Source organism: Stenotrophomonas sp. YJH_SMC_25, from assembly GCF_059369595.1.
Genome location: NZ_JCAFSV010000017.1, coordinates 53,373 through 78,836, shown reverse-complemented (window position 1 = coordinate 78,836; position 25,464 = coordinate 53,373). Strand labels below are relative to the sequence as shown.

Genomic DNA, 25,464 nt, shown 5'->3' with positions numbered 1-25,464 from the left:
ACCTCCGCCACACTCACGCCTGGTCCTACAGTCCTCCCCGCGCCCCGGTGCTCTCCACCCTGCCCCTGCTGCTGGCCCTGGCCAGCGCCCCGACCGCCGCCGCGTCCGCACAGGACCCGGCGCAGCAGGTCGCGCGCCGCGCCGTGCAGCAGGGCCGCTACGTGCCATTGGAAAGCGTGGTGCGCGATGCGCTCAAGCGCTTTCCGGGCCAATTGCTGGAAGTGGAGCTGGACGACGGCGTCTACGAAGTGGAGATCCTGCGCGGCGACGGCGTGGTGGTGGAGCTGGACTATGATGCGCGCAGCGGAAAGCTGCTGAAGACGGAGCTGGACGACTGATGCGCATCCTGTTGGCCGAAGACGATGCCGCACTGGCACAGCGCCTGGTGCCCCTGCTGGAACAGGCCAGCTACGTGGTGCACGTGGTCGCCGACGGCCGCCAGGCCGAGGAGATCGGCCAGATCGAAGACCTGCAGGCGGCCATCGTCGACCTGGGCCTGCCCGAGCTGGACGGATTGAGCGTGATCGAGCGCTGGCGCGGCAACGGCCGCAGCTTCCCGGTGCTGGTGCTGACCGCACGCGGGCGCTGGCACGACAAGCTGGCCGGCTTCGACGCAGGCGCCGACGATTACCTCACCAAACCGTTCCAGGCCGACGAACTGGTGCTGCGCCTGCGCGCCCTGATCCGCCGCAGCCATGGCCACGCCAGCCCGCGCCTGCACTGCGGGCCGCTGCAGCTGGACGTCAACGCCGGCCGCTTTGAGCTGGATGGGCAGGCGCTGTCGCTCAGCCCGCAGGAATTCCGCCTGCTCAGTTACTTCATCCACCACAGCGGCCAGGTGATCGGCCGCGACCGCCTGGGCGAACAGGTGTTCGACGGCGGCCACGACCCGGACTCCAATGCGCTGGACGTGCTGCTCGGACGCGTGCGCCGCAAGCTCGGCATCGATCTGATCCAGACCGTGCGTGGCCAGGGCTGGCGGCTGGCCGCGCCGTGAGCCGGCAATCCTCGCTGCGACGGCGCCTGCTGCTGGCTGGCGGCGCCGGCCTGCTGCTGGTTTCGCTGCTGGCCAGCGCGCTGCTGGGCGAACTGTTCAAGCGCAGCGCGCGTGACCGCCTCGACCACGAACTGCAGCAGGACATGCTGACCCTGCTGGCGCAGGCCGAAGTGGACCCCGAAGGACAGCTGCGCCTGCGCCAGGAACCGAATGACGCGCGCTTCCAGCGCGTGTTCTCCGGTGCCTATTGGCAGATCGCCGGTGCCGACGGCCGCGTGCTGCTGCAGTCACGCTCGTTGTGGGATGAAACCCTGCCGGCCATGGCCACAGGTGCGGCCACGCGCAATCTGGCTGGGCCACTCCAGCAGTCCCTGCGTGCACGCGTGCAACAGGTGCGCCTGCCGCGCGCCAGCGCACCGTTCGTGGCCGTGGTTGCCACCGACCGCAGCGCGCTGGATGCGGATGTAGCCGCGTTCCGCAAGCGCACCGCCATCGCGCTGGGCGTGCTGGTCGCGGCCTGGCTGGCGGTGCTGGCCAGCCAGGTGCACTTCGGATTGCGTCCGCTGCACCGCCTCGGTGCACAGCTGGAACGGGTTCGTCGCGGCGACGCGCAGCGCATCGAGACGCAGGGACTTGGGGCGGAGGTCGCGCCACTGGGCGAAGAACTCAACGCGCTGCTGGAGCACCAGCAACGCATGGTCGCACGCGCGCGTACCAGTGCACAGGATCTGGCGCACGCGCTGAAGACTCCACTGAGCGTGTTGGCCACCGAGGCCGACGGCGACGGTACGCACTGGCGTGCCACCGTGCGCGAGCAGAGTGCGCGCATGCAGGCCAGTGTCGACCGTTACCTGGCTGCAGGACTGGCTGCCGACCATCGCCAGCGCACCGACGTGGCGGCCGTCGCACAGGCGCTGTGCCGGCTGATGGCACGCGTGCATGGCGAACGCGGCGTTGCGTTCACAGCGGAAGGCATTGATCCGGCGTTGCAGTTTGCCGGTGCCAGTGCGGATCTGGAAGAGATGCTGGGTAATCTGTTGGACAACGCCGGGCGGTGGGCGCAACAGCAGGTCACTGTCGAAGCGGAAGCCCACGACGGGCAGTTACGCATCGAAGTGCGTGATGACGGCCCTGGCCTGGCGGCGGATGCGCTGTCCCAGGTCACACAGCGTGGTGTACGCCTGGATGAGCGCGAGGGCAGCAGTGGATTGGGGTTGGCCATCGTGGGCGATATCGCCGCCAGTTATGGCGGGCGCCTGGCGCTGGAGAATGCGCAGCCCGGCCTGCGCGCAACGTTGTGGTTGCCGGTGGCGTGAAGCGGCCAACCTAACGGTGGGTAGTGCCGGCCGCTGGCCGGCAACCACGTGGTCGCCGGGAACGCCTTGGGGAAGCCGGCCAGCGGCCGGCTCTACCAAGCACCAATCCTACCGGTCGCCGTGCACCCGGTAGGTGTCCACATTGGCCAACCTCACGGTGGGTAGTGCCGGCCGCTGGCCGGCAACCACGTAGTCACCGGGAACGCCCTGCGGAAGCCGGCCAGCGGCCGGCTCTACCGAGCGCCAATCCGGCCGGTCGCCGTACACCCGGCAGGTGTCGACATTGGCCAACCTAACGATGGGGAGTGCCGGCCGCTGGCCGGCAACCACGTAGTCACCGGGAACGCCCTGCGGAGGCCGGCCAGCGGCCGGCTCTACCAAGCGCCAATCCGACCGGTCGCCGTACGCCCGGTAGGCGTCGACATTGGCCAACCCAACGGTGGGGAGTGCCGGCCGCTGGCCGGCAACCACGTGGTCACCGGAAACGCCTTGGGGAAGCCGGCCAGCGGCCGGCTCTACCAAGCGCCAATCCGACCGGTCGCCGTACACCCGGTAGGTGTCGACCTTGGTCGACACACATCAAACATCAACGGTGATGCATCCACCAGCAATCAATCGCGTCCAGCACGATGTGGATGATCAAACCGATGCCGAACAACCGCGTTTTCTTCGGCACACACAGCCCCGCATACACGGCAATCGCCGGTGCGGTGTGCAGCGGATGGAAACCGATGCTGCAGCGGTTCGGTGCGTAGATCGGGTCGGCCAGCAGGTGGTCCAGGTCGATGATCCAGCCCAGCAGCATCAGCAGCCACGCCGAAGCAAAGCGCTTGCGCCAGAACAGCCATGCCAGCAGGGCTGGCACGGCGGCATGCAGGAACAGGTGGAAGATCGCGCGCGCGCTCATCGGGGCCGGTAGCGCCGGGCCTACGCCCGGCGTTCCCGTTTACATCAGACCAGCGGTTCGTCGGACAGGTAGGTGTAACCGGTCAGGCCGGCTTCCAGCGCCTCCGACAACTCCTGCGCACGTTCCGGCGACAACTGGGCCTCGGCCACGCGCTGCGCATAGGTCGCACGCAGTTCGTCCAGGCGGTAACCCACGTAATCCAGCATCACGTCGGTGGTGTCGCCCCGGCGCTGCTGGGTAATGGCATAGCCATCGGCATCGGCCAGCACTTCCACCGCGTCGGTATCACCGAACAGGTTATGGATGTCGCCCAGGATTTCCTGGTAGGCGCCGACCATGAAGAAGCCGATGCGGTAGCTCTCGCCCGGCTTCATCTTGTGCAGCGGCAGCGAGCTGTCCAGGCTCTCGTTCTCGACATAGGTTTCCACCATGCCGTCCGAGTCGCAGGTCATGTCGGCGATGATGCCGCGGCGGTCGGGGGTTTCGTCCAGGCGCTCGATCGGCACGATCGGGAACACCTGGTCGATCGCCCACACGTCCGGGATCGACTCGAACACGCTGAAGTTGACGAAGTACTTGTCGACCAGGCGCTCGTTCAGTTCGTCCAGCACCGGGCGGTGGCTCTTCTCGTCATAGCTCAGGCGTGCACGCACGCCGTGGGCGATGGCGTAGAACAGATCGTCGATGCGCGCACGCTGCGGCAGGTCGATCTGGCCCAGCGCGTAGCTGGCCAGGCCTTCGGCGTGGAAATGCTGCGCTTCCTGGAACAGTTCCACCGCCGGGCGCACGTCCAGCTCGTCGTGGATCTCGCGCAGGTGGCGGATCGCCGCCGGCTCATCGTCGTGCTGGTCCGGCACGCGGCCTTCCTGCGCCTCTTCCACTTCCGAGACGTTGGCGATCAGCACCGCGTGGTGTGCCGTCATCGCGCGACCGCACTCGGTCACGATGCGCGGCGGGGTGAGGCCGAACTCTTCGCAGGCGTTGGCCAGCGGCTGCACGATGTTGCTGGCGTAGGAATGCAGGCCGTAGTTGATCGAGCAGAAGCTGCGCGAACGGGTGCCTTCATAGTCCACGCCCAGGCCACCGCCCACGTCGACGTGGGTGATCTTCGCGCCCAGGCGCGACAGCTCCACGAAGTAGCGGGTGGCTTCGCGCATGCCGTTGGCGATGTCGCGCACGTTGGAGATCTGCGAGCCCATGTGGAAGTGCAGCAGGTTCAGGCAGTCGGCGTACTCGGTGTCACGCAGCGACTTCCACAGGTCCAGCAGCTGGCGCGGCGACAGGCCGAACTTGGCCTTGTCGCCACCGCTGTTCTGCCACTTGCCGGCGCCCAGCGAGGCCAGGCGCATGCGCACGCCCAGGCCCGGCTTCACGTCCAGCGCCTTGGACTCTTCCAGCACCAGCTTCAGCTCGGACGGCTTCTCGATGACGATGAAGGTCTGCAGGCCCAGCTTGCGGCCGATCAGGGCCAGGCGGATGTACTCGCGGTCCTTGTAGCCGTTGCAGACGATCAGGCCACCCGGGCGCGACAGCGCCAGCACGGCCATCAGCTCGGGCTTGCTGCCCGCTTCCAGGCCGAAGCCCTCGCCGTGGTGGCTGGCCAGGGTGCCGGCCACGCCGCGGGTCTGGTTGACCTTGATCGGGTACACGGCGGTGTAGCCACCGCTGTACTCCCAGTCCTGCTGGGCCTGGGCGAAGGCCGCCTGCAGCTTGCCCAGGCGCTGGCCGAGGATGTCCGGGAAGCGCACCAGCAGCGGCAGCTTGGCACCGGCCGCGCGCGCCGCATCGACCACCTTGGGCAGCGACACCACCGGGCCGTCCGCCCCGGTCGGTCTCACCACCATGTGCCCGGCCTGATCCACGTCGAAGTAACCGTCCGCCCAATGCGGGATCGAGTAGGTCTTGCGGGCTTGGTCGAGGGACCAATCGGTCATTTCAGTCGGCCTTGTTGGCAATAAAAGGGGGGGCATGATAACGCCTATATGCCCACAGGTTCGTTATCATGCGCGCCCGCGCCCGTGACAGGTTCCAACCTGAACGGGCCGATCCGTCCGGATGTGGCATCTGTGCCACGCGGCCCCGCCCGCCAGCCCGGCTCCACCCCTCCGAACAGGACTGTTTTCCAATGACTGACAGCAACAACTGGTACATCGAACACTTCGAGCGCACCGGCTCGGCCATCGGCTACCGCATCACCGGCAAGCTGGACGAGGTGCAGTCGCCGTTCCAGAAGATCGAGATCTTCCAGACCACCGACTGGGGCAACCTGATGACCATCGACGGGGCCATCATGCTGACCAGCAAGGACAACTTCTTCTACCACGAGATGATCAGCCACCCGGTGCTGTTCACCCACGCCGCGCCCAAGCGCGTGGTGATCATCGGCGGCGGCGACTGCGGCACCCTGCGCGAAGTGCTCAAGCACACCGGCGTGGAGAGCGTGACCCAGTGCGATATCGACGAGCAGGTCACGGTGATGGCGCGCAAGCACTTCCCGGAACTGTGCGACTCCAACGACGACGCCCGCGCCGAGCTGCTGTTCGACGACGGCGTGGCCTACATGGCCAACTGCCCGGCGGGCAGCGTGGACGTGGTGATCGTGGATTCGACCGACCCGGTCGGCCCGGGTGAAGGCCTGTTCAACAAGGCCTTCTACGAGAGCTGCTTCAAGGCCCTGAAGGACGACGGCATCCTGGTGCAGCAGTCCGAGTCGCCGCTGATGCAGCTGGACCTGATCAACGAAATGCGCACCGAGATGGGCAAGGCCGGCTTCGGTTCGTTCAAGACCCTGCCGTTCCCGCAGCCGTGCTACCCCACCGGCTGGTGGAGCGTGACCATGGCGCGCAAGGGCGACAGCAGCTTCGACTTCCGCCAGGCCGACTCGGCCGCCAAGACCTTCAGCACCCTGTACTACACCGCCGCGCTGCACACCGGCGTGCTGGTGACCCCGCCGTTCGTGCAGGCGGCACTGAAGTAATGCGTGCCGACCAACGGTCGGCACGCACCCATGCAAAAGAAAAACCCGCGCTGGCGACAGCGCGGGTTTTTTCATGTTCCGGTAGTGCCGGCCGCTGGCCGGCAACCTCATGTAACGATCAAAGCGCCCAGATACCGGCAATCACCGCCACCACCAGGCCCCACTTGATCAGCTGGTAGGCCACCACGCTGCGCTCGCGCAGTGCCTTGGCCTTCAGGCGCACCTTGTAGACGCTGCCGAACGCCTTGTTGACGCCACCGGTCGGGTCACCCGGCAGGTTCGGCGATGCACCGCCGGCCAGCAGCGTGGCCGCCACCGCGCGGTTGAACAGCCCCGGCAGGCCGAAGCGCAGCGGGCGGGCGATGTCGCAGAACAGGATCACGCGGTCATCGGGCGTCTCGTTGTGCGCGTGGTGGATGTAGGTCTCGTCGAACATCATCCACTCGCCATCGCGCCAGCTCTTCTTGATGCCGTCCACTTCGATGTAGCAGCCGTCGTTGTTCGGCGTGGCCAGGCCCAGGTGCAGGCGCAGCGAACCGGCGAACGGGTCGCGGTGCGGGCGCAGTTCGCTGCCCGACGGCAGCTGCGCGAACATCGCCGCACGCACGTCCGGCAGCGACTCCAGCAACGCCGTGGTCTTGGGGCACATCGCCTTCGCCGACGGGTGCGACGGGCCGTACCACTTCAGGTAGAAGCGCTTCCAGCCACGGCGGAAGAACGAATTGAAACCGGCATCATTGAACGTGCTGGACGCGGCGATCTTCTGCGCATCGCGCAGCGCCAGCGCCTCATCGCGGATCATCTGCCAGTTCTGGCGTAGCGGCTCCAGCTGCGGGAACTCCTTGGCCGGGTCCAGGAACGGCGTGGTCGGCACCTTCGAGAACATGTACATGACCACGTTGATCGGGGCCATGAAACTGGAGTGGTCCAGCAGCTGGCGCGACCAGCGCGCGCGGACCTTGCCACGGAAGTGGATGTACAGCACGCAGGCGACGAACAGCGCTGCAATGACGATTTTGATGATCAAAGCACTTTCCTCCAGCCGCGGCCGGAACGGGAATCGGGGCGATGCACGGCCTGGTGGCCAGCACCGGTAAGGAACGCGGCAGGGAACGGGACGTGCCGAAGGGTGCGGCCGCCGATGTCGCGAATTAACAGCTTATGGTCGGCAGGCCGTGCGTCGGGGTCAAGCCGGACGTGCGCGACGTTCAGCGGGCCGCGGATGAACGAACCGATGCTACGCCCAACCTATTGATTCGGAAGGAACCGTCGACCAAGTGAGACATAATTGTCCGATTGAGCGCGACGAACTGTTCCAGCCACGCCCCTGACATTTCTCCGACAAATCGTGGAATAGCGAACTGGCGAGTACTAAAATTAACGAAAACTTAGTAACTCCCTGTAACACCGGTTCGCTTGACGCTTTGCGCCACCCACCGGGTCGTCCGAGACCCCGACATGCATCTTCCTGCCCTGCCATCCTCTTCCTGCGGCGATGACGCCGCCTCCCCGCTGCTGCTCAAGCGCGGCGAGCGTTTCCTGGCCCCGGATGTCTACCGCACCTGCCTGGACGGGCGCGAGGCGGTCATCAAGGACTACTCCCGCTACCGCGGCACCCCCGTTTCGCTGATCGCGCGGCTGATGGTGCGCCGCGAGGCTCGCATGCTGCAGCGCCTCGGCGGCTGGAAGCACGCCCCCGCGCTGCTCGGCACCCTCGGTGGCCTGGCGCTGGGCATGGAGTTCATCCCCGGCCAGACCCTGAGCAACGCACAGGCCGTCGGCAATGAGGTGTTCGAGCAGCTGCAGCACGCGCTCAGCCGTTTGCACGCCGCCGGCATCACCCACAACGACCTGCATGGCACCAACGTGGTAGTCAGCGGCGGCGTACCGGTGCTGCTGGACTTCACCTCGGCCTGGCGCGCGCCACGCTGGCTGCGCCGCAACCCGCTGAGCCGGCAACTGAGCCGCAGCGACATGAAGAACCTACTGAAGATCCGTCAGCGCGTGACCGGCCAGGCGCCGAGCGCCGCGCAGGCTGCACTGGTGGCCGACCCGGGCTGGGTCGCGGCCGTGCGGCAGGGCTGGAAGCGGTTCTACAAGTGGGCCAAGCGGCGGTAAGCGCCGCGTCTTTCGGGCGGCGATGGATCGCGAGATGAGATGGGACAGCGCCGGGGGGCTGCGTGCCCCGACGGGGACGATGCCTCGGGGGGTGCGTGCGCCGATGGGGACGACATCTCGGCGGCTGTGTGCGCCTTATCAGGTAGAGTCGACTGTTAGTCGACTGCTCTTCGTTCCGAAGCCGAAAAACCCCGCGCTGCGCGCGCAAGTCGACTAACAGTCGACTCTACCTCGTCCCATTCCGGCATCCCTGTCGTGTGCCGGCAGCCCGCGGCGCGCTTACAACGCGTCCGCGTCCAACTCACCGGTACGAATACGCACCACACTGCCCAGGTCGTACACAAACACCTTGCCGTCACCAATCTTCCCGGTGCCGGCGGCCTTCACGATGGCCTCAACCACGGCCTCCACCTGGTCATCGGTCACCGCCACTTCCAGCTTCACCTTCGGCAGGAAATCGACCACATACTCCGCGCCACGGTACAGCTCGGTGTGGCCCTTCTGGCGACCAAAGCCCTTCACTTCCGTCACCGTGATGCCAGTGACCCCACGCTCGGCCAGCGCTTCGCGCACGTCGTCGAGCTTGAACGGCTTGATCACCGCCATGACCATCTTCATCGTCTATCTCCTGTCTTCCGGCGTGGAGGATAGCGCCTGAACGAGGCCCGTGCGAAGCCGCTGCGGCCTGTCCGGGCAGTGGGTGCCAGCAGTATCCTTGTGCCCGAATGGCCTGCCCGCGCCGGATGCACGGGCTCACCCCCACGGAGCACCCCATGATCGACCTGAACCAAATCGATGACCTCGCCCGTCGCCTCAGCGACCTGGTGCCGCCGGGCCTGCGCGAATCGCGCGAGGAACTGCAGGCCACCTTCAAGAGCGCGCTGCAGGCCGGCCTGGCCAAGCTCGACCTGGTCACCCGCGAGGAGTTCGAAGTACAGCGCGCCGTGCTGCTGAAGACCCGCCAAAAGCTGGATGCGCTGGAAACGGCCGTGCGCGAGCTGGAAGGGCGCGGCGCCGCAGAATGAAAAAAGGAGGCGCACCGCGCCTCCCGTTCACAGATTATTTCCCGGATGGGGCCTTGCAGCAAGGCCCACCGGGCACCCTAGACTCGCCGGCCTGTCGATCCGGCAGGACACGCAGGGGCAGTGCCGATGGCGCAGGACACCGATTGGACACCCGTTTCGCATGACACCTGCGACCAGGTCGCCGGACCGTTCTATCACGGCACCCGCGCTAATCTGGCGGTGGGCGAGCTGCTGAGCGCGGGCTTCCGCTCCAACTATCGCGACAGCGTGGTGATGAACCACGTCTACTTCACCACGATTGCCAAGGGCGCCGGGTTGGCTGCGGAGATGGCCAGGGGCGAAGGACGGCCGCGCGTATATGTGGTGGAGCCGACCGGGCCGTTTGAAGACGATCCGAATGTGACCAACAAGAAATTTCCCGGGAATCCGACGCAGTCATATCGGAGTGCGCAGCCATTGCGGGTGGTTGGGGAGATTGTGGAGTGGGAGCTCTACGACGCGGAGTTCGTTCGGCAGTTGAAGGCGTTTGTTGCTTCGGGGAGTGGGGAGATCATCAATTGATGAACTACTGGGCACGGAGCGTCGCGCCCTTCTTCATCGGCTTCGTGGATATCCGACCCGAGAATGCTGTCATGGGAATCCAGTTATCCTTTTCCGAGTCTTTACCAGTACGCGCGCCCCGTCGATGCCAGCTACCGGCCAAAAGCAAATGCTGTGATCACAAAGATCGGGACTGCCCATCCGCGACAGGAGAGCGGTCGCTGCAGCCTGCGCTCGGGCGTTGCCCACGCAATGCCGTGTAACCGAAGGCCCCGTCCAATACGCGCATTTCGAAACTATCCCCACCCTTGAGCTGGGAAAGGTCGGCAGATTCCGGGGTGTACTGCAGATGGCGCAGAGCCCGTGCGTCATCTCCCGGAAGCCGGACATCAGCATTCATCACCCGCTGAACGTTTCCACTTGCGTTACTGCTGACTTTCACAAGTACAAAGCACTGTGAGCGCTGGTCCGCGCCGAACCTGTTCAACAACGACGCAGCGCCGGACGCCACTTCTTGTGCCAGAAATCCCATCCCCAGGGAAACAACGGTAAAAAGCAGAAAATGCTTCGAGAAGGAGTTCTGTGGATCTTTAATGAAATGCATGCGCACGGCGATTGCTGCAATCATCAGGACCGAGACTCCCAGCCATACCAGTGGTCGAGCCGAGTTCAACCAGGCGTGCGGCACAAACAGTGACGATCGACCCAGGACGATCACCACGCCGAGGCTCGAAACCGCACATAGCAGCGGGATAAGAATGATGGGCTTGGGTGAAGCATTCATGGTGGGATTGGATTCCTTGCCTTTCTACTGGAGAGCAACCGCCAAAGCGAGATAGATGCGACCCTTGTCTCCAGTCTTGATGGCACTACGAAGGTAGTTCAATGGAAAGGACGAGCGCTTGGACGGCTCGACGCCAGAATCAAGCCGCGCCGCGAAGCGGCGTCGGTTTGAACAATTTGTTGGACGGCGATGCCAGCCTGCTATTTATCATCGAATGCCTGAAAGAATTGGACGCTGCCCCATGTGGCAAGTGCAGTGGCAAGAATAGCTAGCGGGACAGATAGCCAGTACACCATGACCGATTGGCTTTCAGGCATCTGAAGAAAGTATGGGAGCGCCCTCATAAGGGTGGCGGCTACCGCAAATAAAGTTGAGATTGCCAAAGTGACGAAGAACTGCTTCCTGTGCTTGCGATAGCCACGAACCTGCATGTAAAAAATTACAAATGCACATAGCGTTGCCACGAAAAACTCAATCTGAAAAGCAAAGACCAAAGAGTTCACTGAGCAATCCTTAGCGGTCCAACTACCTAGTAGACGGACCCGTGGGTCCGGGCATACAACTTACCCACAAAGCACCGCATGGTGGGCCTTTCCCTTGATACAGCTCGATCTTAGGGTGACTGGGTCCGGCTAACAACCCGGCGTATTACCGGATCGAGCGATAGGCTCGGCTGCCGAACCAGTAGCCGATATGGGTTGGCAGCCGACATTGCCATCCTTCCCTCCGGTCGGCCTGGGCCCGATGTCCGCTTTCGGCCAGAAGCGGTCACTAAGATGCGCGGCGATTATCTGCAGGACGCTGAGCTCTTGAGTCTAATCTTCATGGCTATAGAATGTATAGCCAGCGGGCTTGCGCCCGAATGTTCCAATCAGAAAGCCAACGGGGAGAGAATCCTCCACTGTCAGTGCTGGAGCGAAACCGCGGTTGGCGGCAGCATAGGGGCTGCCGGGCTGCCATTCCGATAGAACATAGAACAAGGTGCATGGCGTAATTTTCCGCGGCCGCCGAGTTTGCAGCACGAATCAGCCTGGTGGTAGAAAATCCAACCACTGGCGTGCCTTAAGCTGGCATGTCGATTCCATGGCCGGACAGCACGACTTTGAAAGTCGGAATTCTTTCTAGCGCCTAACTCTGGAATTAGGCCGCGCCGCGAGGCGGCGCTGGCTTGGACGGATTTTTAGGCAGCACTCGCCGAGGCGGCAAGGCCACCAATAATAGCGCTACTTATTGTGAGTGCTGCACCGAAATGGACGACATATCTTGACGCCCTGAACACAAAAACACTGATCCATATATCCGTAAGACACTCATACGCCATGTACTGATCCCATGGATTCAGCTTATTCTCTGGGAATATTGAGTCCTTCGGCGCATTGGATATTGTTGTATGTGCAGCATTCCTATACCTAACAAGTGGATATAGGTTTAAGAACAGCGGCAGATCAAAAAAATCTTCTTGAACCGTTGGAAGCGTAATTTTGATGTTGTGGCTACCCACGTTTAAGGGTATGACAGGGTTGCTGAGCGAAAATTCGTGGACACCCCCATCTAGGAGCTTTCTGCTCCCGGAGCGAAGCAAGAACGGCCATCTCCTCCATGCCTCCTGTTTGAAGATATCCTTGAAAAGGATGTCAACATCCAAGGCAATTCTGGTCGTGCGATCTCCAGACCAAAGCGAACCAACTGTCGCAATGGCTGATCCCAGTGTTGCCAGTATCGCTGCACTGGATAGTGAGGTGATGAAGTCTTTGTGAGCGGCGGGCAAAGCAAGAAGCTTAACCGCGATGAGTACCGCGATCGCATACAATACAAAGACAATTATGTAGTGAAGGATTAGATGCTTGTCATTTCCCTTCGGCTTTCTACGGTTAGTCTCGCCCACGATTCCCTCTGTGCTGTCCAATTATCTTATAAACGGCTCCGCGGGGCTGGCTACGCGACTTATCCACAAAGTGCCGTATGGTTGGCTCCCCCCCCCCCTTGAAACGGCTCGATGTTAGGGCGATCAGGTCCGACTAACAAGCCTGCGTATAACCGGACCCAGTGGTAGGCTCGGCGGCGGCATCAATACCAATAGCCGCATCGGGTTGGTAGCGGACATTACCAAGAGATCAATGATCCCGTCCCCGACGGGGGCGTCCGCTTTCGGCCAGGAGCGGACATCAATCGCAAGAGTCTTCCTTATCGCGGAACACCGGCGCGAGAGCCTGAGCTCCATCAGGCCGGCTAGATACGCGACGCGCGATTTTCAAGCTTGGCCCTTGCCAAGCTGCTGCAAGATGATTGCAGGCTATTGGCCTTGGTCTACTCCAGCGATTCGTCACTCCCGCCCTTCCGCCTGGATATGGATAGACGAAACACCGGAAACCAAGGAATGATTGGACCAAGCATCCAGCTCTTCCGCAATTAAACCACTCAGGAGCCATCCGCAGCCGGTGCACTGTGCCGAAGCCAGGGCAAGAACCACAAACTCAGGCCACGATTGCGCAGCATGACGGGAGCAGGCACTCACCATGAAGCCGCCCTTGTGATATGGCTCGGCGTGGAGATTGCTGACTTCAAGACCTGCTTGCTCAAACATCCGCGCCGCGACCTTGAGAGCCGCCTGCTGCGATGTGCAACTGGTGAACAAGCGCCAGTACAACTCCATGAGCCCACAATCTTCCAAAAGGCCCTCTGGGCGCGGTCCCTACTTATAGCAGAAGGCGCGCACGACCTTTCCCCTCTTACCACCCGTGGTGCCAGCATCAAGGAACAGATGGTTGAAGAGCACCCACGGCTTGAACAATGGACACCCTGGCATGAATCCCGAGAAGATCACCTTGAGCTGGGGCCGGAGAATCGAGAAGTCCTTGATCGGTCCTCTATGTTCCTGTCGCGCGCCCCCATCAATGCGCAGGCTCTGCCTTCAGCGCGCTTGAACCCCTGCGCACCAGATACAGCGCTACCAGGAATGGCCACAGCGAGTTGATCGACGAGAACAGCCGCTGTGTCAGCCCCCTGAATCCCTCCGGATCCGCTCCCACCACGTTCAACCAGAGATAGACGATGCCCGCGATGCTCACCATAGCGGTCACGGCGTACGCCCTTCGGTTGGCCGACCACGCGCTCAGTTCGATGTGCGACATCGCCGGTGCAATGATGTTGGCGATACCGATGGTGTAGAAGCCGTGCATCGGATGGCCCATGGGCCAGAGCCCGTTGGTCAGCATGGAAATGCCAAAGACCAACCAGCAGATTGCACCTACTGCAATTCGGCGACCGGACTCCCGCCATGTCCCGATGGCAAACGCCACGAAGCCTACGCCAGAGCCGATGGCGGCGATCCTGGCGCAAATGCTTGCAAGCGTTGGCGCCTGCAGCAGCTCGCTGGCGTGCTGGGCAAGCGGGTTGTAACCCGGCGCGAACAGGGCAGCAACGCTGGTCCAGAACAGGAACCACGGAAGCGGGAGCAGACCCGCAGACAGAAGAAGTCGATTGCGGCGTAACACGTACAGTGATCCTTGTAGCGGCCTGCGCCAGTGGGTGGAGTCCGTTCAAACGCCGCAGAACCTTCCTGCTGCGGGCAGGACAGTTCCTGGTGACTACAACGGTAGTCAGATTCTGCGTGACGCCCCACGGGGTCAATAGGCAGAAAGTCACTCACGCATGGAGGCGAATTACGCGGCATCCATCAGCGACCGTCAGACCAATGCTGTCGCATTTGCCGCGCCCTACATCTCTGACCGAAGGTTCTGACGACTCCGTTCCAGAAGTGCCGCTGCGCCAAGCACGCCAAGGCTCTCGCCGCATCCGGGGCTATGCGACAATGCCAAAAGCGTCTCGGGTTTTGGCGGCATTGACCCCTACCCGTTGGCATTCCGCACAACAGCAGGTAATCGTTACTGCGCCACCGTGCATCGGTGGTCGGGACTCGAAAACCCGGATTGCTAGACGTAAGTTTGCGCTTGCCAGCCGGCACCACCGCACGTGGTGCCGGCTGGCAATCCGTCTGCCGGCTATGGCGGGCGGGGCGTGGGGGCCTCGTGCCCGCCGGCTTTGTCTAGCAACCGGTTTTCGAGCCACGCTCTGCCCGCCACCTTTATCGGTGGCGGCTTCTGCCTGCTTGCACGGAGCCTGCCATGACCACGCCGCACTCCCCTCCCCCGCGCCCGGTCCAGGAAGCGCCCTCGGCCGCCCCGGCCCTGGATCCCAACAGCCTCATCGCCATCCTGCACGCCATCGGCGCGGGCGCTGCGGCCGACGGCCAGCCCTGGCCCGAGCGACACCACCTGCGCAGCCGGCAGATGGCGTTGTCCGACGCCGACTGCGCGCTCACCGGCCAGCGCATCGTGCAGGAGATCCTGCTGGCGGCCGAGCGCACGCGCCAGAACGGTGAGCCTGAGCAGTACGTGGGCGACCGGGTGATGGAGGGGCTGGTGATGGCCGATCTGGCGCTTACCGCGTTCATCCACGAACGGATACGGCCCAAGGACTGAGCGCTTGTGGCGCGTACGTTTCTGCCTGTGTCTGGGGTGACAAATGAAGAACCACGGCCTTGCCGCTGCGGCGGTGTGCGCCTCGATCATGGCGGCGGTGTGGATGGGGTGGCCCGAGCCTGCGGGCGATCAGGTGTGGGCCTACCAGAAGCTGCGGCCGGCCGATTACCGCCTGCTGCACAGTGATGCGCTTGGCTTCGTGACCGCGAAGGCCCACGAGGGCTTTGAACTGCACACGCGCCATGCCGGGGCGACGTCCTTCGAGATCCGGTGCAAGGGCGTGCTGGTGATGGACGTGGAGAACGCGCCCTCGCGCGTGCTGATCCGCATGCCTGCCGATGCACGGTGGCGGGCGCCGGACATCGAGCGTCTGCGCACCAGCTTCGAGCGTTGGCTGGATCTGCACCAGAGCCAGGGGCGGTTGCTGGTGGAAAGTGCGGGGCCTTCGTGGGTTGAGGCACGGCTTGGGCGCCTTGACAGGTCGGTGCCTGATGACCAGCGCTGCGTGTTCAGGGACCCAGGCCACCCTCGGCTGGAATCTCCCTCGTCATTCCGCCTATCCAGCAGACCATTGCAGGCAGTGGAAGGAATGGCTGCATCATCCTCGGCATTGTTCCGAAATTCCAAAAGAGCCGCGTGAATCACGTGCCCTCGGCACCGTTTCGGCGCAACTTGTGGCTGCGCAGAAGCCCCGCTAGCATCGGCTCAACGGTTTTTCCCGTTCTGCCCACGCATCCATGATGGAAGCCCCCGTGACCGAATCGACCGCCACTGAAGTTTCAGCCGAAGCCGCATCTCACAAGGGCGAATTCTTCCTGATCGACGCAGGCTTGCTGAGCAACGGCGGGGTACCCGGTATAGAGATCGCCAACGAAGACAAGCTGATCGATCCGGGGATGAATGTCATCTCGCGTCCTGATGGAACGCCAGGCCAGTATCCGGAGCGCCCCCACCTGGTTCATGTGCCCGAGAAGGGCGCAATGCCACGCGATCTGGAAGAGCTCGCTGGCATCTGGATTGTGTCGGAACCGTTGAAGCAGCTGTTTGAGCAGATGGACCCCCAGGCGTTTGTCTTTGTGGCCTGCGACTTCAGCCTTGCCGACGGCAGCCCCGGGCCCCAGTACTACCTGGGCAATGTGCTGCGCAGGCTCGACGCCCTGGATGAAGCCTCGTCCCGCGTGAGAATCAAGCTCGACCACAATTATCAGACCGGCGAGGACGAGAAGCTTTACAGCCTCGTCGGCGGCGCCAGCCTGGTGTTCAAACAGGACGTTGTGGGTGATGCCCATATCTTCCGCCAGGATCGCATGGGCGCACCGCCCATCTGCGACCGCGCGATGTTTGATGCATTGAATGCCGCCAACTTCTCCGGCGTACGGCTGCGCGATGTAGCCGATCTCTAGGACGAGCTCCTTCAAACGGATTCTTGAATGAGGTGGTGCGCATGGCCGACACACCGGTTTTCCAGGGACACCATCTGATCGAACAGAATGCGTTCGAACAAAGCCAGCTGCTGAAGTCGCTTGCCAGGAGTGGTCATTTCACGCTCCACGGTTCCGACAACATCCTCAACCTGCCCGCGAACCCCGCGCTGGCAACCCGGTTGGGTATATCGCCGCACTCGGGCGGCCCGTTGAGTGCGTACTCGGATCAACTGAAGTTCGTTCTCGACGACCTCGCAGAAACCTACGATGGCCGAGCGCTGTTGGCGAAGGATTCTGCGCCGGATGTGCGCGCTGCCGCCGCCGAGCGTATGGCTGCCCGCATCCAGAACCTGGAGTTCACGCTTCGCGCCGGCATCCTCAACGGCGACCTGGTCACCAACACGCCGGAGAACATGACCCCGGCCGAAGCCAACGCCAGGATCCGCACCTTCTTCGCCGATCTGGACGGCTACCAGCGCACCCACGCCGCGCAGATTGCGGAACTGAAGACCCTCAACCCGACCGAGTTGCGCTGGCGCGGCGTCACCCACTCCGAAGCCAACGTGACGGCGGCGCTGGATGCCATCGACCAATCCGGCAACTCCACCCTGAGCGAGCGCTGGGGGGGCCGCGCATCGTTGGGCACCGCAATCCAGGAGGCCAACCAGGGCGGCCGCCTGCCGCTGAGCGAGCACACCGCGGCCCGCGTGCGTACGGCGTTCAACCCGGAGATGCCACTGACCATCGTGCGCCCTGGCCCGGCAACCACCGCTCCGGAACTGGCCGGCTCTGCTGGGCGCGCTGGCGCTGCGGAAGGCGCCGCCGAAGCTGCCGCCGCGCGCGGACAGATCACCGGCGCGCGCGTACTCGGGGCCGCGGGTGTTGCCGCACTGGCCGTGGACTTCGCCATCACCGGCCACCGCGTGGCCGAGTTGCACAGCGAGGGCAACAACGCCGGCGCAAAATCCGCGGCCACCCACTTCGTGGGGCGCACTGCAGGCGGCTTCGGTGGCGGCTTCCTGCTGGGCGCGGGGTACGGATTGTTCACCGGATCGTGGACCGGGCCAGGTGCGCTGGCTACCGGGCTGCTGGGCGGCGTGGCCGGTGGCTTCGGCGGTGAGTACTGGGCTCAGTACCAGGACAAGAAGGCGGTTTACACCCAGGTGGACCGCAGCGGCAACGAATGGAGCCGCGATCCGGAAGATGCCAAGGGCACTTGGAGCCGCAGCGTGCGCACACCGCAGCCCGACGGAAGCTACCGCGAGATCACGATGGTCGCCGGTGGCCGGCTGCTGGATGAGCTGAACTACAAGGCCGCCAACGACTCATATTCACTGGGCATGGCCAACCTGCCCAAGCCGCAGAACCCCTTCAAGCTTGATGCAGGCGGCGAGAGCACGCCGCCGCGCGAGCCGTTTGAAACCAACCGCCACTACGTGCGCAATCCGCACAACGGCGAATGGAACCTCTCCATCCACGCGATGATTGATGGACGCGTCCCTTTTGACTACAGCGTGCCTGTCAGCCCGGAAAAATCGGGCCAACTGGAACGGGAATCGCTGCGCATCATTGCCCAGAACGCCTTGAACACGCCGGAGGCGCTTGCCGCCCGTTACCAGGTGGCGTTCAACCAGTACAACTGGCACGAGTTCGCCACCATTGAGCCGGTACCGGAGGTGATCACCAACGCGCTCACCCAGACGCAGCCCCTGCGCGCTTCCAACGGCGAGAAGTACACGCAGGACGCCAACGGGCAGTGGCAAACGCCGGGTTGGGTGTATGGCACCAACTTGGCCGAGGGCAGCATCGTCGAGGAGCTCAATCGTACGCGCCAGAGCCAGCAGGCCGGCGTACAGGAGCTGACGTCCATGGCCGACATCGCCCGGGCCAACCCCACGCCAACCGAATACGGCCTGCGCGGCCAGGTGGTGGACGCCTACCGTAGTGCCGGCATTGTGCGCAGTGCCGAAGAGATTGATGATGCCGTAGCCGCCGTTGCACAGGATCATGCACGCGCCGTGCCCGACTTCGGTACGTTCATGCTGCAGGTACAGAAGGATGGCTCGCTGGCCACACTGGCCGGGAAAGATGACGAACGCATGCAGATCGTCTGCGTCACCACGCCACAGGAGATTGCCCAGGCACACGTGCAGCGCTCGACTGCGGAGCAGCAGCCCGCGGATGCCCTGCCGCGCGCGCCAACTTCACCTGAGCCCGCACCGAGTGCATCGCCGCCACACACCTCCAGGCCTGCCACGCAGCACGACGCTGACGTAGACCGGCACCACGGCACGGCCCTTCGCCCAGATGGCAGCGGGCTGCTGGAACAGCTTCGCTCGTCGGTAGCCATGCTGGATGAGAAGAACAACAAGCCGTGGGACCAGAGCAGCGACCGCCTGCTGGCCAGCGCCTACCGGCTTGCAGCAGAAGCCGGGTTCAAGCCCGGCGACCAGGTAGACATGGCACTGAGTGAGGCCACCGAAACCCGTGCTGCGGGCGCCACGCTGTTCGTGACGCGCTCAGGACCGGGCGCGTCATCGGACCCCGCCGCCAACCGGGTGCAGATGCCAACACAGGAGGCCCTGGCGGTCGCACCGGAGCAGCAGTATGCAGCGGCCAACCGGAGCCTCGGCGCTCAGGATCGGGAGCAGTCGCAGCAGCTGGCACAAGCGCAGGAACGGCAGCAGGAAGAGAGCCGGCAGGGGCCGCGGTTGGGTTGATGGCAACGTGACGCTTGGGTTCTTCATGAGAACGCCAGGGTTCCTGCCTGGACGGAATCAGGCGAATGCTCCCTCCGAACATCTCAAGCCTTCCGGGCGTTAGCCCGCACTCCCGAGCGTGCCCATTGCTGGGAGTGTCACGGCACTACCGCTCTGATCTGCGAGGTCATACACCACCAATGCCTCGTCTCCAGTTCCGGCGCGGCACTTCAGCGCCCCCCTGTTGTCCCAGGCGGCGGACCCTCCCGTCATCTCGAATCCATCGGCATGGCCCACGCCGTTGCATACCAACACGATCATCCCAAGCTCCCGCGCGACTGTTGCGTAGTGGCGGTGAGCCTGCTCCATACCGATCATGTTCTTTGCAACACTGGCAACGTAGACCGTCGCTCCCGCGTCCTTGGCCCGCAATGCACTTTCCATCTGTAGCGACTCGAAGCAGATGGCGGGGACAAGAATTTCCTCTCCAAGGGTTACTGACAGGGACGTGGTTCCTGCCTTGAAATAAGGCAGTTCGTCGGCATGCAGCATCTGCTTGGTGTAGACAGCCGGTGCCTGACCGCTGCGGAAGACGAACATGCCGATCTCCGGCCTATCGTTGCCGCGATACGGCCCACCGACTGCGACCAGAATCTGGTGCCGATCGCTCAGAGACTGGAATACCTCCAGACGCGCGTCATCTGGGGTCATTGCCAGCTGTTCGGCCAACCGCGGCTCATAGCCGGTCAGCGACATCTCCGGAAAGAAGACCGCCGCACCGCCACACGAGACGGCCCGTTCAATGAAGTGCACGTGCCGTTCGATATTGCCATCGATGTCGCCAGGGGCTGATCGCATCTGTGCTGCAACAATCTTCATTCCATCCTCTCTACTCAGACGCAGGCCGAAGCAAGAACCGCCTCGTACGCTGATTATGCAACCGCCGGTTGAGTGCATCCATCGGGGATCGAGGCGCGATTTTGACGCTTCAGCGAGGCGACTCCTGATGCGCAGCGATGACTATTCAGAGCGAAGGATCGCCCTTGACCGGAATCCCCCTAGCCGTTTCACCCGCAATGCCCGATGGCGCCGTGCCGAATGCCTGCCGCACCATCGAACATCCATCCGCAGGAAACCACACATGAGCCTGGCGCTGGTCCACAGCCGTGCCCGCGCCGGGGTCGATGCCCCGCTGGTGCGGGTGGAAGTGCATCTCTCTGGCGGCCTGCCTGTCACCCAGATCGTTGGCCTGGCCGAAACCAGCGTGCGCGAATCCCGCGAGCGTGTGCGTGCCGCCCTGCTCTGCGCTCGCTTCGACTTTCCACAGCGGCGCATCACCCTGAATCTGGCGCCCGCCGACCTGCCAAAGGAAGGCGGGCGCTACGACCTGGCGATTGCCTTGGGCATTCTTGCGGCCAGCGGCCAGGTCGATCCACAGTCGCTGCTTCAATACGAGTTTCTGGGCGAGCTGGGGCTGACCGGCGAGCTGCGGCCGGTGGCCGGTGCACTGCCGGCCGCGATTGCCGCCGCTGAAGCCGGTCGCATCTTGGTGGTACCGCCAGGGAATGCCGCAGAGGCAGCTTTGGCCGAGCATGCCGATGTGCGTGTAGCGCGTACGCTGCTGGAGTGCTGCGCCGGGTTGGGCAATCCGCGCCTGTTGCCGCCCGTGGAACGCGTGGACACGACACCGTTGCCACTACCCGATCTGGCCGACGTGCGCGGGCAGGCGCATGCACGACGCGCATTGGAAGTGGCTGCCGCCGGTGGGCACCATCTGTTGTTGATCGGCAGTCCTGGCTGCGGCAAGACACTGCTGGCTTCGCGCCTGCCCAGCCTGTTGCCGGATACCGAAGAGACTGAGGCGCTGCAGCTGGCCGCGATTGCATCGGTGAGTGGCGAAGGACTGGACCCGCGACGGTGGCGGCAGCGGCCCTTTCGGGCACCGCATCACAGTGCCAGTGCGGCGGCGCTGGTGGGTGGGGGCAACCCGCCCTGCCCCGGTGAGATATCACTGGCCCACCATGGAGTCCTCTTCCTTGACGAGCTTCCAGAGTGGAACCGCAGCGCACTGGAAACCCTGCGCGAGCCACTCGAGTCCGGCCACATCCGCATCGCCCGCGCGGCACGCAGCGTACAGTACCCCGCGCGGTTCCAACTGATCTCACTAGTGCCTGCGGCCCGTATCATTTAAGACATTTTTTCCTTTTGTTTCATATAGATAGAAAAATGACTGCTCATTTAGAGTGGTCATACAGCATGAGATGACTGCCAGCATCGCTGATGAACTACCGCACAACAGATGCATCACCTCTACAGCTAACGTCGTCTTGATCACGACGAACCAGCCATCTATCCAACGTTGCAGGCTAATGCCCAGCGTCGCGGTGCGGAGCTGCTCGGATCATTTGTGATGGATTTCCCCTTCCAAGCCCAATGACGCCGTGAAATCCATCGCCGGCGCCTTCCCTATAAGGCTTATTGCGGCAGGGCATAGAGGCCCAGTAGTCACTGTTGTCCCCTTCATTGTTTATAGGTCCTGAAGGGGTCACACCACGTTGTTCACTACCAGCCACCACGTGTCGTTGAAATAGAATGCAGACGTGCGGCCGGCAGGCAGTCGGCTGCCAGACCGTCGACCGAAGCGGGGCTGTTAGGCCTCCCTCGCACCGAACGGTCGAGATGACATGAGCATCGCCCGCCTATGTAGGCCAACTATTTATTCAATCGGCGCATCGCTGAGGGTGCGGTGAGTGAAACGGGAGTAGCATGACTCATCTGCTCCCCCAGGCCAGAGGGATGATCTACCCAATCGCCAGTGACGCCACCAGCCTGGAAGGACCTGCTCTGCGCGCGTTTACCAAGATGGCAGAAGTTTGGAAACTAAGCGCTCATGAGCAGTCGGCAATCCTGGGTAGGCCCATCGACGTTGCTTGTGCACAGCTAGAGGCGGGAGTGACTGACGGCCTTTGGCCAGAAACACTCGAGCGAATCAGCTATGCGCTCGGCATATACCAGGCACTGCACATCCTCTTCCCTGATCAGCAGCAAGCTGACAGCTGGCTACGACGCCCCAACAGCGCAGCACCATTCAAGGGGACCCCGGCCTTGGCCTTCATGTGCTCTGGTCAACTCAACGACCTTGCCACTGTTCGTGACTATCTAGAGGCCCAGGGAATCGCCGCCTCCCTGACAGCTCCGACGACGTCCAGCAGTCTGTGACCGAGCACCGCTAAGAAAGTCGGGACTATAACCACCACCTCGTCACAACCACCAAACCGCATAGCCGATACGTGAGACGAACGAAGACGATGGATCCTGTTCATTTAGCAGTCTTTGATGGCTTACCTTCTGTGCCCGCCAGGCCTGTCCAGAACAAATTCTTTCCAAATCCAGTCCAGTTGGCATCGTTCTTAAGAGCCGCGTAAAGTTCTGTAGAGACAGGATAGTCCACTGGGGGATGGAGCATGCCGATCGAACGTATTGTTATCGATAACTTCAAGTCTTTTCGTCACCTCAATCTGCAGCTCAATGCGCACATGAACCTTGTGGTTGGTGACAACGAGGTGGGAAAGTCCACCTTGCTGGAAGCGATCCACGCAGTAATAACTGGGCAGCTGTATGGTCGCAACCTCACCTACGAGCTCACACCCTATCTTTTTCACCAGCCAACGGTGAAGGAGTACTTAGCGGCTCTGCGCGCAGGAACGCCTGCGTCACCGCCCAGGATCTCCATTGAAGCCTATTTGGGGAACGATCCCGCGCTGGCGTCCTTGCGCGGCACCAACAACTCATTAGGTCTAGACAGTGCAGGCGTCCGATTGCTGGTCGAGCTTAGCGACGACTATCGCGAGGAATTCAACGCCTACCTGCAGCAACACCAGGGCGCGACCAGCCTCCCAGTGGAATACTACACGGTGCGCTGGTACTCCTTTGCCAACAACGGCGTCACCGCTCGTACCATCCCGTTCGATTCAACTATCATCGACACCCACGGTATCAAGACACTGTCCGGAGCCGATCGCTATATCGCCAGCATCATCGAACAGGCGCTTACCCCAGCGCAGCGCGTTTCGCTATCTTTGAGTTTTCGCCGCATGCGGCAAAGCTTCTCGGAAGAGGACGACGTGGCCGCCATTAATGCTTATCTCACTCAGCACACAGGAGACATCAGTCACAAAGCACTGACGGTTGGCGTGGACTCTTCACCGCGCTCAACGTGGGAAACAAGCTTGTCACCGTACCTGGATGAGCTTCCTTTCACCCAAGCTGGCAAGGGTGAGCAAAGCGCAGTAAAGATGAAGCTGGCTATGCATGCTGCAGGGTCGGCGCATGTACTGCTAATCGAAGAGCCGGAGAACCACCTCTCCTTCTCTGGCATGAGCCAGCTGATTGACAAGATTTCAGCGCTCTCCACGACGCAGCAGGTGGTCATCGCAACCCACAGCAGCTTCGTTCTGAACAAGCTGGGCGTGGACAACGTGATCCTGTTCAGCGCCCAAGGCCAGATGAAACTGGATCAGTTGCCGCATGATACGCACGATTACTTCATGAAGCTTCCTGGTCATGACACGTTGCGACTGATTCTGGCCAAGCAGGCAATTCTGGTGGAGGGCCCGTCCGACGAGCTGATCGTGCAACGTGCCTACTTTGATCACCACGGCGTAGCGCCATTGGCGCGCGGCGTGGACATCATCTCGGTCAAATCACTGGCGTTTAAACGCTTCTTGCAGATTGCGGAGCGCCTGCGTATTCAGGCCAGAGTCGTCACCGACAACGATGGTGATATCGCGCTGGTGCAAGAGCGATATGCCGACTTCCCCAATGCCATCTACTACGATTCTGACGAGAGCGCCCCATCGTTGGAAGAGCAACTCATTAAAGCCAACTCATTGGACGAGCTGAACACCGTGCTGGTCAAGTCATTCGCCGACGAGGTGGCGTTGCTCAAGTACATGAAAGGTCACAAGACCGATACGGCCCTAGCCATTTTCAACAGCCCCCATTCGATCACTTTCCCGGACTATGTCCAGCGTGCTATCGCCTAACCGAGTACTGCTTTCGGCAGCCGGCTCTGGCAAGACTACCTTGCTGGTTCGCCAGGCATTGGAGCGGCCACAGCGCCGCGTCGCTATGCTCACCTATACCTTGGAGAATCTCGAAGAGATCCGACGCTCATTCGAGGCCCAAGCCGGCGCGGTGCCTGCGAATGTCACGTTGTATAGCTGGTACGGATTTCTGTTACGCGAGTGCATTCGACCCTATCAGGCGGCATTGTGCCGCGAGCCAAGGGTCGAATCGATTCTGTTTGTTGAAGGACGGACGAACAACCGGGCACCCCGCTCGCATGTAGCCCGCCACTACCTGTCAGGCGACCGGATGTATTCGGATCGGGCTTCCGATTTCGCCGTTCGGTGCGATGAGCTCACTCAAGGTCAGGTCATCTCGCGCTTGGCGAACATGTACGACGAAGTGTACGTTGATGAAGTGCAGGACTTGGCTGGCTACGACCTAGATCTTATTGAGCGCCTGTTGAAGAGCCCGATCGGCGTTACGCTAGTGGGCGACACGCGCCAAGCGACCTACGCCACCAACTACGCGCCTCGGTACAGCCAGTTCCGCGGACCGAACTTGGCGACGTTATTCCAGCTTTGGGAGTCGCAAGGCCTGTGCCAGATCGATCACCGCCTCACGAGTTTGCGATGCGTGCAGGCCCTGTGTGATCTGGCCGACGCGCTCTATCCGCAGATGCCCCGGACCCAATCAGGCAATGATCAGTTGACCGGTCACGATGGCATCTACCTTGTCGCGCCCGAGCATGTCACTGCGTACATGCAGGAATTTGCCCCGACCGTGCTGCGGCATGACCGACGGCAGGCATGCGACGGCCTACCAGCGATGAACTTCGGTCAGTCCAAGGGACGCACCTACAGCCGGGTCCTCATCTTCCCTAATGGGCCTTTGACGCAGTACCTGCGCACTGCAGATGCGTCACGCATAACGGCGCCACCTAAGTATTACGTGGCCTTTACCCGGGCGAGGCAGAGTGTGGCGTTTGTGTATAACGGCACGTGCGCGCTTCTGGGCCACCAGCTCTATACGCCTCAATCCTAAACGCCTTAGCGGAGCGGTAGCTCGCAGGACACGCAGCAGACCTCGATTCCGGACAGGTACGTCCGGAGATGGGATCGCCGGCCAG

At 62.6% G+C, this 25,464-nt stretch carries 25 protein-coding genes and 1 pseudogene; 15 read left to right on the top strand and 11 right to left on the bottom strand.

Annotated features, from left to right (window positions below):
• Window positions 1–47 precede the first annotated feature (47 nt).
• The 3 genes from AC5P7E_RS18775 to AC5P7E_RS18765 are packed head-to-tail and all read left to right on the top strand — an operon-like array spanning window position 48 to window position 2,313.
• A complete protein-coding gene (locus AC5P7E_RS18775; protein ID WP_114618983.1) occupies window positions 48–338 on the top strand; it encodes a PepSY domain-containing protein in 291 nt (96 codons plus the stop codon).
• Complete coding sequence (locus AC5P7E_RS18770) at window positions 338–997, top strand: response regulator transcription factor (protein WP_114618984.1); 660 nt, start codon at window positions 338–340, stop codon at window positions 995–997. Before AC5P7E_RS18775 ends, AC5P7E_RS18770 begins: the two co-directional genes overlap by 1 nt.
• A complete protein-coding gene (locus tag AC5P7E_RS18765; RefSeq protein ID WP_197596130.1) occupies window positions 994–2,313 on the top strand; it encodes a sensor histidine kinase in 1,320 nt (439 codons plus the stop codon). The genes AC5P7E_RS18770 and AC5P7E_RS18765 overlap by 4 nt, the downstream gene beginning before the upstream one ends.
• Window positions 2,314–2,421: 108 nt before the next feature.
• On the opposite strand, the gene AC5P7E_RS18760 is transcribed toward AC5P7E_RS18765, so the two are convergent.
• From AC5P7E_RS18760 to speA, 3 genes are read right to left on the bottom strand one after another with little or no spacing between them, the layout of a single operon-like run.
• Complete coding sequence (locus tag AC5P7E_RS18760) at window positions 2,422–2,889, bottom strand: hypothetical protein (RefSeq protein ID WP_049472807.1); 468 nt, start codon at window positions 2,887–2,889, stop codon at window positions 2,422–2,424.
• Between the two features lie 10 nt (window positions 2,890–2,899).
• Entirely contained in the window at window positions 2,900–3,220 is a 321-nt protein-coding gene (locus AC5P7E_RS18755) for a DUF6122 family protein (RefSeq protein WP_005411369.1), read from the bottom strand.
• Between the two features lie 44 nt (window positions 3,221–3,264).
• Window positions 3,265–5,154, bottom strand: a complete 1,890-nt coding sequence (gene speA / locus AC5P7E_RS18750; RefSeq protein ID WP_005411370.1) for an arginine decarboxylase — start codon at window positions 5,152–5,154, stop codon at window positions 3,265–3,267.
• A gap of 191 nt (window positions 5,155–5,345) precedes the next feature.
• Between speA and speE the strand changes: the two genes are divergently transcribed.
• Window positions 5,346–6,197: a polyamine aminopropyltransferase gene (speE, locus tag AC5P7E_RS18745; protein WP_099561500.1), complete on the top strand. Its 852-nt coding sequence runs from the start codon at window positions 5,346–5,348 to the stop codon at window positions 6,195–6,197.
• 118 nt (window positions 6,198–6,315) lie between these two features.
• Here the strand turns inward: speE and AC5P7E_RS18740 are convergent, their stop codons facing one another.
• On the bottom strand, window positions 6,316–7,221 hold the full coding sequence (locus AC5P7E_RS18740) for an aspartyl/asparaginyl beta-hydroxylase domain-containing protein (RefSeq protein ID WP_024957655.1): 906 nt from the start codon (window positions 7,219–7,221) through the stop codon (window positions 6,316–6,318).
• A gap of 434 nt (window positions 7,222–7,655) precedes the next feature.
• Between AC5P7E_RS18740 and AC5P7E_RS18735 the strand changes: the two genes are divergently transcribed.
• Window positions 7,656–8,315 (top strand): RIO1 family regulatory kinase/ATPase domain-containing protein, encoded by a 660-nt coding sequence (locus AC5P7E_RS18735; RefSeq protein ID WP_114618986.1) that lies wholly within the window; start codon window positions 7,656–7,658, stop codon window positions 8,313–8,315.
• Window positions 8,316–8,594: 279 nt separating this feature from the next.
• Here AC5P7E_RS18735 and AC5P7E_RS18730 read toward each other — a convergent pair whose 3' ends face one another.
• Window positions 8,595–8,933 carry a P-II family nitrogen regulator gene (locus AC5P7E_RS18730; RefSeq protein ID WP_005411374.1) on the bottom strand — a complete coding sequence of 113 codons (339 nt, stop codon included), beginning with the start codon at window positions 8,931–8,933 and terminating at the stop codon, window positions 8,595–8,597.
• A 155-nt stretch (window positions 8,934–9,088) separates the two neighbouring features.
• Here AC5P7E_RS18730 and ubiK point away from each other — a divergent pair, with 155 nt between their 5' ends.
• Together ubiK and arr are read left to right on the top strand one after the other, a co-directional pair.
• Entirely contained in the window at window positions 9,089–9,340 is a 252-nt protein-coding gene (gene ubiK / locus AC5P7E_RS18725; RefSeq protein ID WP_005419983.1) for a ubiquinone biosynthesis accessory factor UbiK, read from the top strand.
• 126 nt (window positions 9,341–9,466) lie between these two features.
• Window positions 9,467–9,901 (top strand): NAD(+)--rifampin ADP-ribosyltransferase, encoded by a 435-nt coding sequence (arr, locus tag AC5P7E_RS18720; protein WP_024957926.1) that lies wholly within the window; start codon window positions 9,467–9,469, stop codon window positions 9,899–9,901.
• Between the two features lie 157 nt (window positions 9,902–10,058).
• Here arr and AC5P7E_RS18715 read toward each other — a convergent pair whose 3' ends face one another.
• The 5 genes from AC5P7E_RS18715 to AC5P7E_RS18695 all read right to left on the bottom strand — a co-directional run bounded on the left by AC5P7E_RS18715 (window position 10,059) and on the right by AC5P7E_RS18695 (window position 14,158).
• Window positions 10,059–10,664, bottom strand: coding sequence for a hypothetical protein (locus tag AC5P7E_RS18715; RefSeq protein ID WP_049433292.1), 606 nt, complete (start codon window positions 10,662–10,664; stop codon window positions 10,059–10,061).
• Between the two features lie 200 nt (window positions 10,665–10,864).
• On the bottom strand, window positions 10,865–11,167 hold the full coding sequence (locus AC5P7E_RS18710; protein WP_049433293.1) for a hypothetical protein: 303 nt from the start codon (window positions 11,165–11,167) through the stop codon (window positions 10,865–10,867).
• A 677-nt stretch (window positions 11,168–11,844) separates the two neighbouring features.
• Window positions 11,845–12,549 carry a hypothetical protein gene (locus AC5P7E_RS18705; RefSeq protein WP_150359322.1) on the bottom strand — a complete coding sequence of 235 codons (705 nt, stop codon included), beginning with the start codon at window positions 12,547–12,549 and terminating at the stop codon, window positions 11,845–11,847.
• A gap of 438 nt (window positions 12,550–12,987) precedes the next feature.
• On the bottom strand, window positions 12,988–13,317 hold the full coding sequence (locus AC5P7E_RS18700) for a hypothetical protein (protein ID WP_049433294.1): 330 nt from the start codon (window positions 13,315–13,317) through the stop codon (window positions 12,988–12,990).
• Between the two features lie 238 nt (window positions 13,318–13,555).
• Window positions 13,556–14,158 carry a DUF998 domain-containing protein gene (locus AC5P7E_RS18695; protein WP_114618988.1) on the bottom strand — a complete coding sequence of 201 codons (603 nt, stop codon included), beginning with the start codon at window positions 14,156–14,158 and terminating at the stop codon, window positions 13,556–13,558.
• A 630-nt stretch (window positions 14,159–14,788) separates the two neighbouring features.
• Between AC5P7E_RS18695 and AC5P7E_RS18690 the strand changes: the two genes are divergently transcribed.
• The 4 genes from AC5P7E_RS18690 (at window position 14,789) to AC5P7E_RS18675 (ending at window position 19,289) form a co-directional block, all read left to right on the top strand.
• The gene (locus tag AC5P7E_RS18690; RefSeq protein WP_049460443.1) at window positions 14,789–15,145 is read left to right on the top strand and encodes a hypothetical protein; all 357 of its coding nucleotides are present in this window, start codon (window positions 14,789–14,791) and stop codon (window positions 15,143–15,145) included.
• A 43-nt stretch (window positions 15,146–15,188) separates the two neighbouring features.
• Window positions 15,189–15,785 carry a hypothetical protein gene (locus AC5P7E_RS18685; RefSeq protein WP_049460442.1) on the top strand — a complete coding sequence of 199 codons (597 nt, stop codon included), beginning with the start codon at window positions 15,189–15,191 and terminating at the stop codon, window positions 15,783–15,785.
• A gap of 100 nt (window positions 15,786–15,885) precedes the next feature.
• Window positions 15,886–16,548, top strand: coding sequence for an imm11 family protein (locus tag AC5P7E_RS18680; protein ID WP_043034261.1), 663 nt, complete (start codon window positions 15,886–15,888; stop codon window positions 16,546–16,548).
• Between the two features lie 41 nt (window positions 16,549–16,589).
• On the top strand, window positions 16,590–19,289 hold the full coding sequence (locus tag AC5P7E_RS18675) for an XVIPCD domain-containing protein (RefSeq protein ID WP_088611290.1): 2,700 nt from the start codon (window positions 16,590–16,592) through the stop codon (window positions 19,287–19,289).
• Window positions 19,290–19,388: 99 nt separating this feature from the next.
• On the opposite strand, the gene AC5P7E_RS18670 is transcribed toward AC5P7E_RS18675, so the two are convergent.
• A complete protein-coding gene (locus AC5P7E_RS18670) occupies window positions 19,389–20,147 on the bottom strand; it encodes a carbon-nitrogen hydrolase family protein (protein ID WP_114618989.1) in 759 nt (252 codons plus the stop codon).
• Window positions 20,148–20,409: 262 nt separating this feature from the next.
• Between AC5P7E_RS18670 and AC5P7E_RS18665 the strand changes: the two are divergent.
• The 4 genes and pseudogenes from AC5P7E_RS18665 to AC5P7E_RS18650 all read left to right on the top strand — a co-directional run.
• A pseudogene (locus tag AC5P7E_RS18665) lies at window positions 20,410–21,432 on the top strand (YifB family Mg chelatase-like AAA ATPase); the annotation flags it as partial.
• Window positions 21,433–22,034: 602 nt separating this feature from the next.
• Window positions 22,035–22,487: an antitoxin Xre/MbcA/ParS toxin-binding domain-containing protein gene (locus AC5P7E_RS18660; RefSeq protein ID WP_235648920.1), complete on the top strand. Its 453-nt coding sequence runs from the start codon at window positions 22,035–22,037 to the stop codon at window positions 22,485–22,487.
• Window positions 22,488–22,732: 245 nt separating this feature from the next.
• A complete protein-coding gene (locus AC5P7E_RS18655) occupies window positions 22,733–24,313 on the top strand; it encodes an ATP-dependent nuclease (protein WP_114618990.1) in 1,581 nt (526 codons plus the stop codon).
• Window positions 24,291–25,379, top strand: a complete 1,089-nt coding sequence (locus AC5P7E_RS18650) for a UvrD-helicase domain-containing protein (protein WP_114618991.1) — start codon at window positions 24,291–24,293, stop codon at window positions 25,377–25,379. The genes AC5P7E_RS18655 and AC5P7E_RS18650 overlap by 23 nt, the downstream gene beginning before the upstream one ends.
• The last annotated feature ends 85 nt before the right edge of the window (window positions 25,380–25,464 follow it).

What these genes read in the sequence shown, in the direction of transcription:
- AC5P7E_RS18650 (WP_114618991.1), top strand. Translation starts at nt 24,291, where the DNA reads ATGTCCAGCGTGCTATCGCCTAACCGAGTACTGCTTTCGGCAGCCGGC.
- speE (WP_099561500.1), top strand. Translation starts at nt 5,346, where the DNA reads ATGACTGACAGCAACAACTGGTACATCGAACACTTCGAGCGCACCGGC.
- AC5P7E_RS18675 (WP_088611290.1), top strand. Translation starts at nt 16,590, where the DNA reads ATGGCCGACACACCGGTTTTCCAGGGACACCATCTGATCGAACAGAAT.
- AC5P7E_RS18700 (WP_049433294.1), bottom strand. Translation starts at nt 13,317, where the DNA reads ATGGAGTTGTACTGGCGCTTGTTCACCAGTTGCACATCGCAGCAGGCG.
- AC5P7E_RS18735 (WP_114618986.1), top strand. Translation starts at nt 7,656, where the DNA reads ATGCATCTTCCTGCCCTGCCATCCTCTTCCTGCGGCGATGACGCCGCC.
- AC5P7E_RS18670 (WP_114618989.1), bottom strand. Translation starts at nt 20,147, where the DNA reads ATGAAGATTGTTGCAGCACAGATGCGATCAGCCCCTGGCGACATCGAT.
- AC5P7E_RS18660 (WP_235648920.1), top strand. Translation starts at nt 22,035, where the DNA reads ATGACTCATCTGCTCCCCCAGGCCAGAGGGATGATCTACCCAATCGCC.
- arr (WP_024957926.1), top strand. Translation starts at nt 9,467, where the DNA reads ATGGCGCAGGACACCGATTGGACACCCGTTTCGCATGACACCTGCGAC.
- AC5P7E_RS18680 (WP_043034261.1), top strand. Translation starts at nt 15,886, where the DNA reads ATGGAAGCCCCCGTGACCGAATCGACCGCCACTGAAGTTTCAGCCGAA.
- AC5P7E_RS18755 (WP_005411369.1), bottom strand. Translation starts at nt 3,220, where the DNA reads ATGAGCGCGCGCGCGATCTTCCACCTGTTCCTGCATGCCGCCGTGCCA.
- AC5P7E_RS18770 (WP_114618984.1), top strand. Translation starts at nt 338, where the DNA reads ATGCGCATCCTGTTGGCCGAAGACGATGCCGCACTGGCACAGCGCCTG.
- speA (WP_005411370.1), bottom strand. Translation starts at nt 5,154, where the DNA reads ATGACCGATTGGTCCCTCGACCAAGCCCGCAAGACCTACTCGATCCCG.
- AC5P7E_RS18715 (WP_049433292.1), bottom strand. Translation starts at nt 10,664, where the DNA reads ATGAATGCTTCACCCAAGCCCATCATTCTTATCCCGCTGCTATGTGCG.
- AC5P7E_RS18655 (WP_114618990.1), top strand. Translation starts at nt 22,733, where the DNA reads ATGCCGATCGAACGTATTGTTATCGATAACTTCAAGTCTTTTCGTCAC.
- AC5P7E_RS18690 (WP_049460443.1), top strand. Translation starts at nt 14,789, where the DNA reads ATGACCACGCCGCACTCCCCTCCCCCGCGCCCGGTCCAGGAAGCGCCC.
- AC5P7E_RS18685 (WP_049460442.1), top strand. Translation starts at nt 15,189, where the DNA reads ATGAAGAACCACGGCCTTGCCGCTGCGGCGGTGTGCGCCTCGATCATG.
- AC5P7E_RS18730 (WP_005411374.1), bottom strand. Translation starts at nt 8,933, where the DNA reads ATGAAGATGGTCATGGCGGTGATCAAGCCGTTCAAGCTCGACGACGTG.
- ubiK (WP_005419983.1), top strand. Translation starts at nt 9,089, where the DNA reads ATGATCGACCTGAACCAAATCGATGACCTCGCCCGTCGCCTCAGCGAC.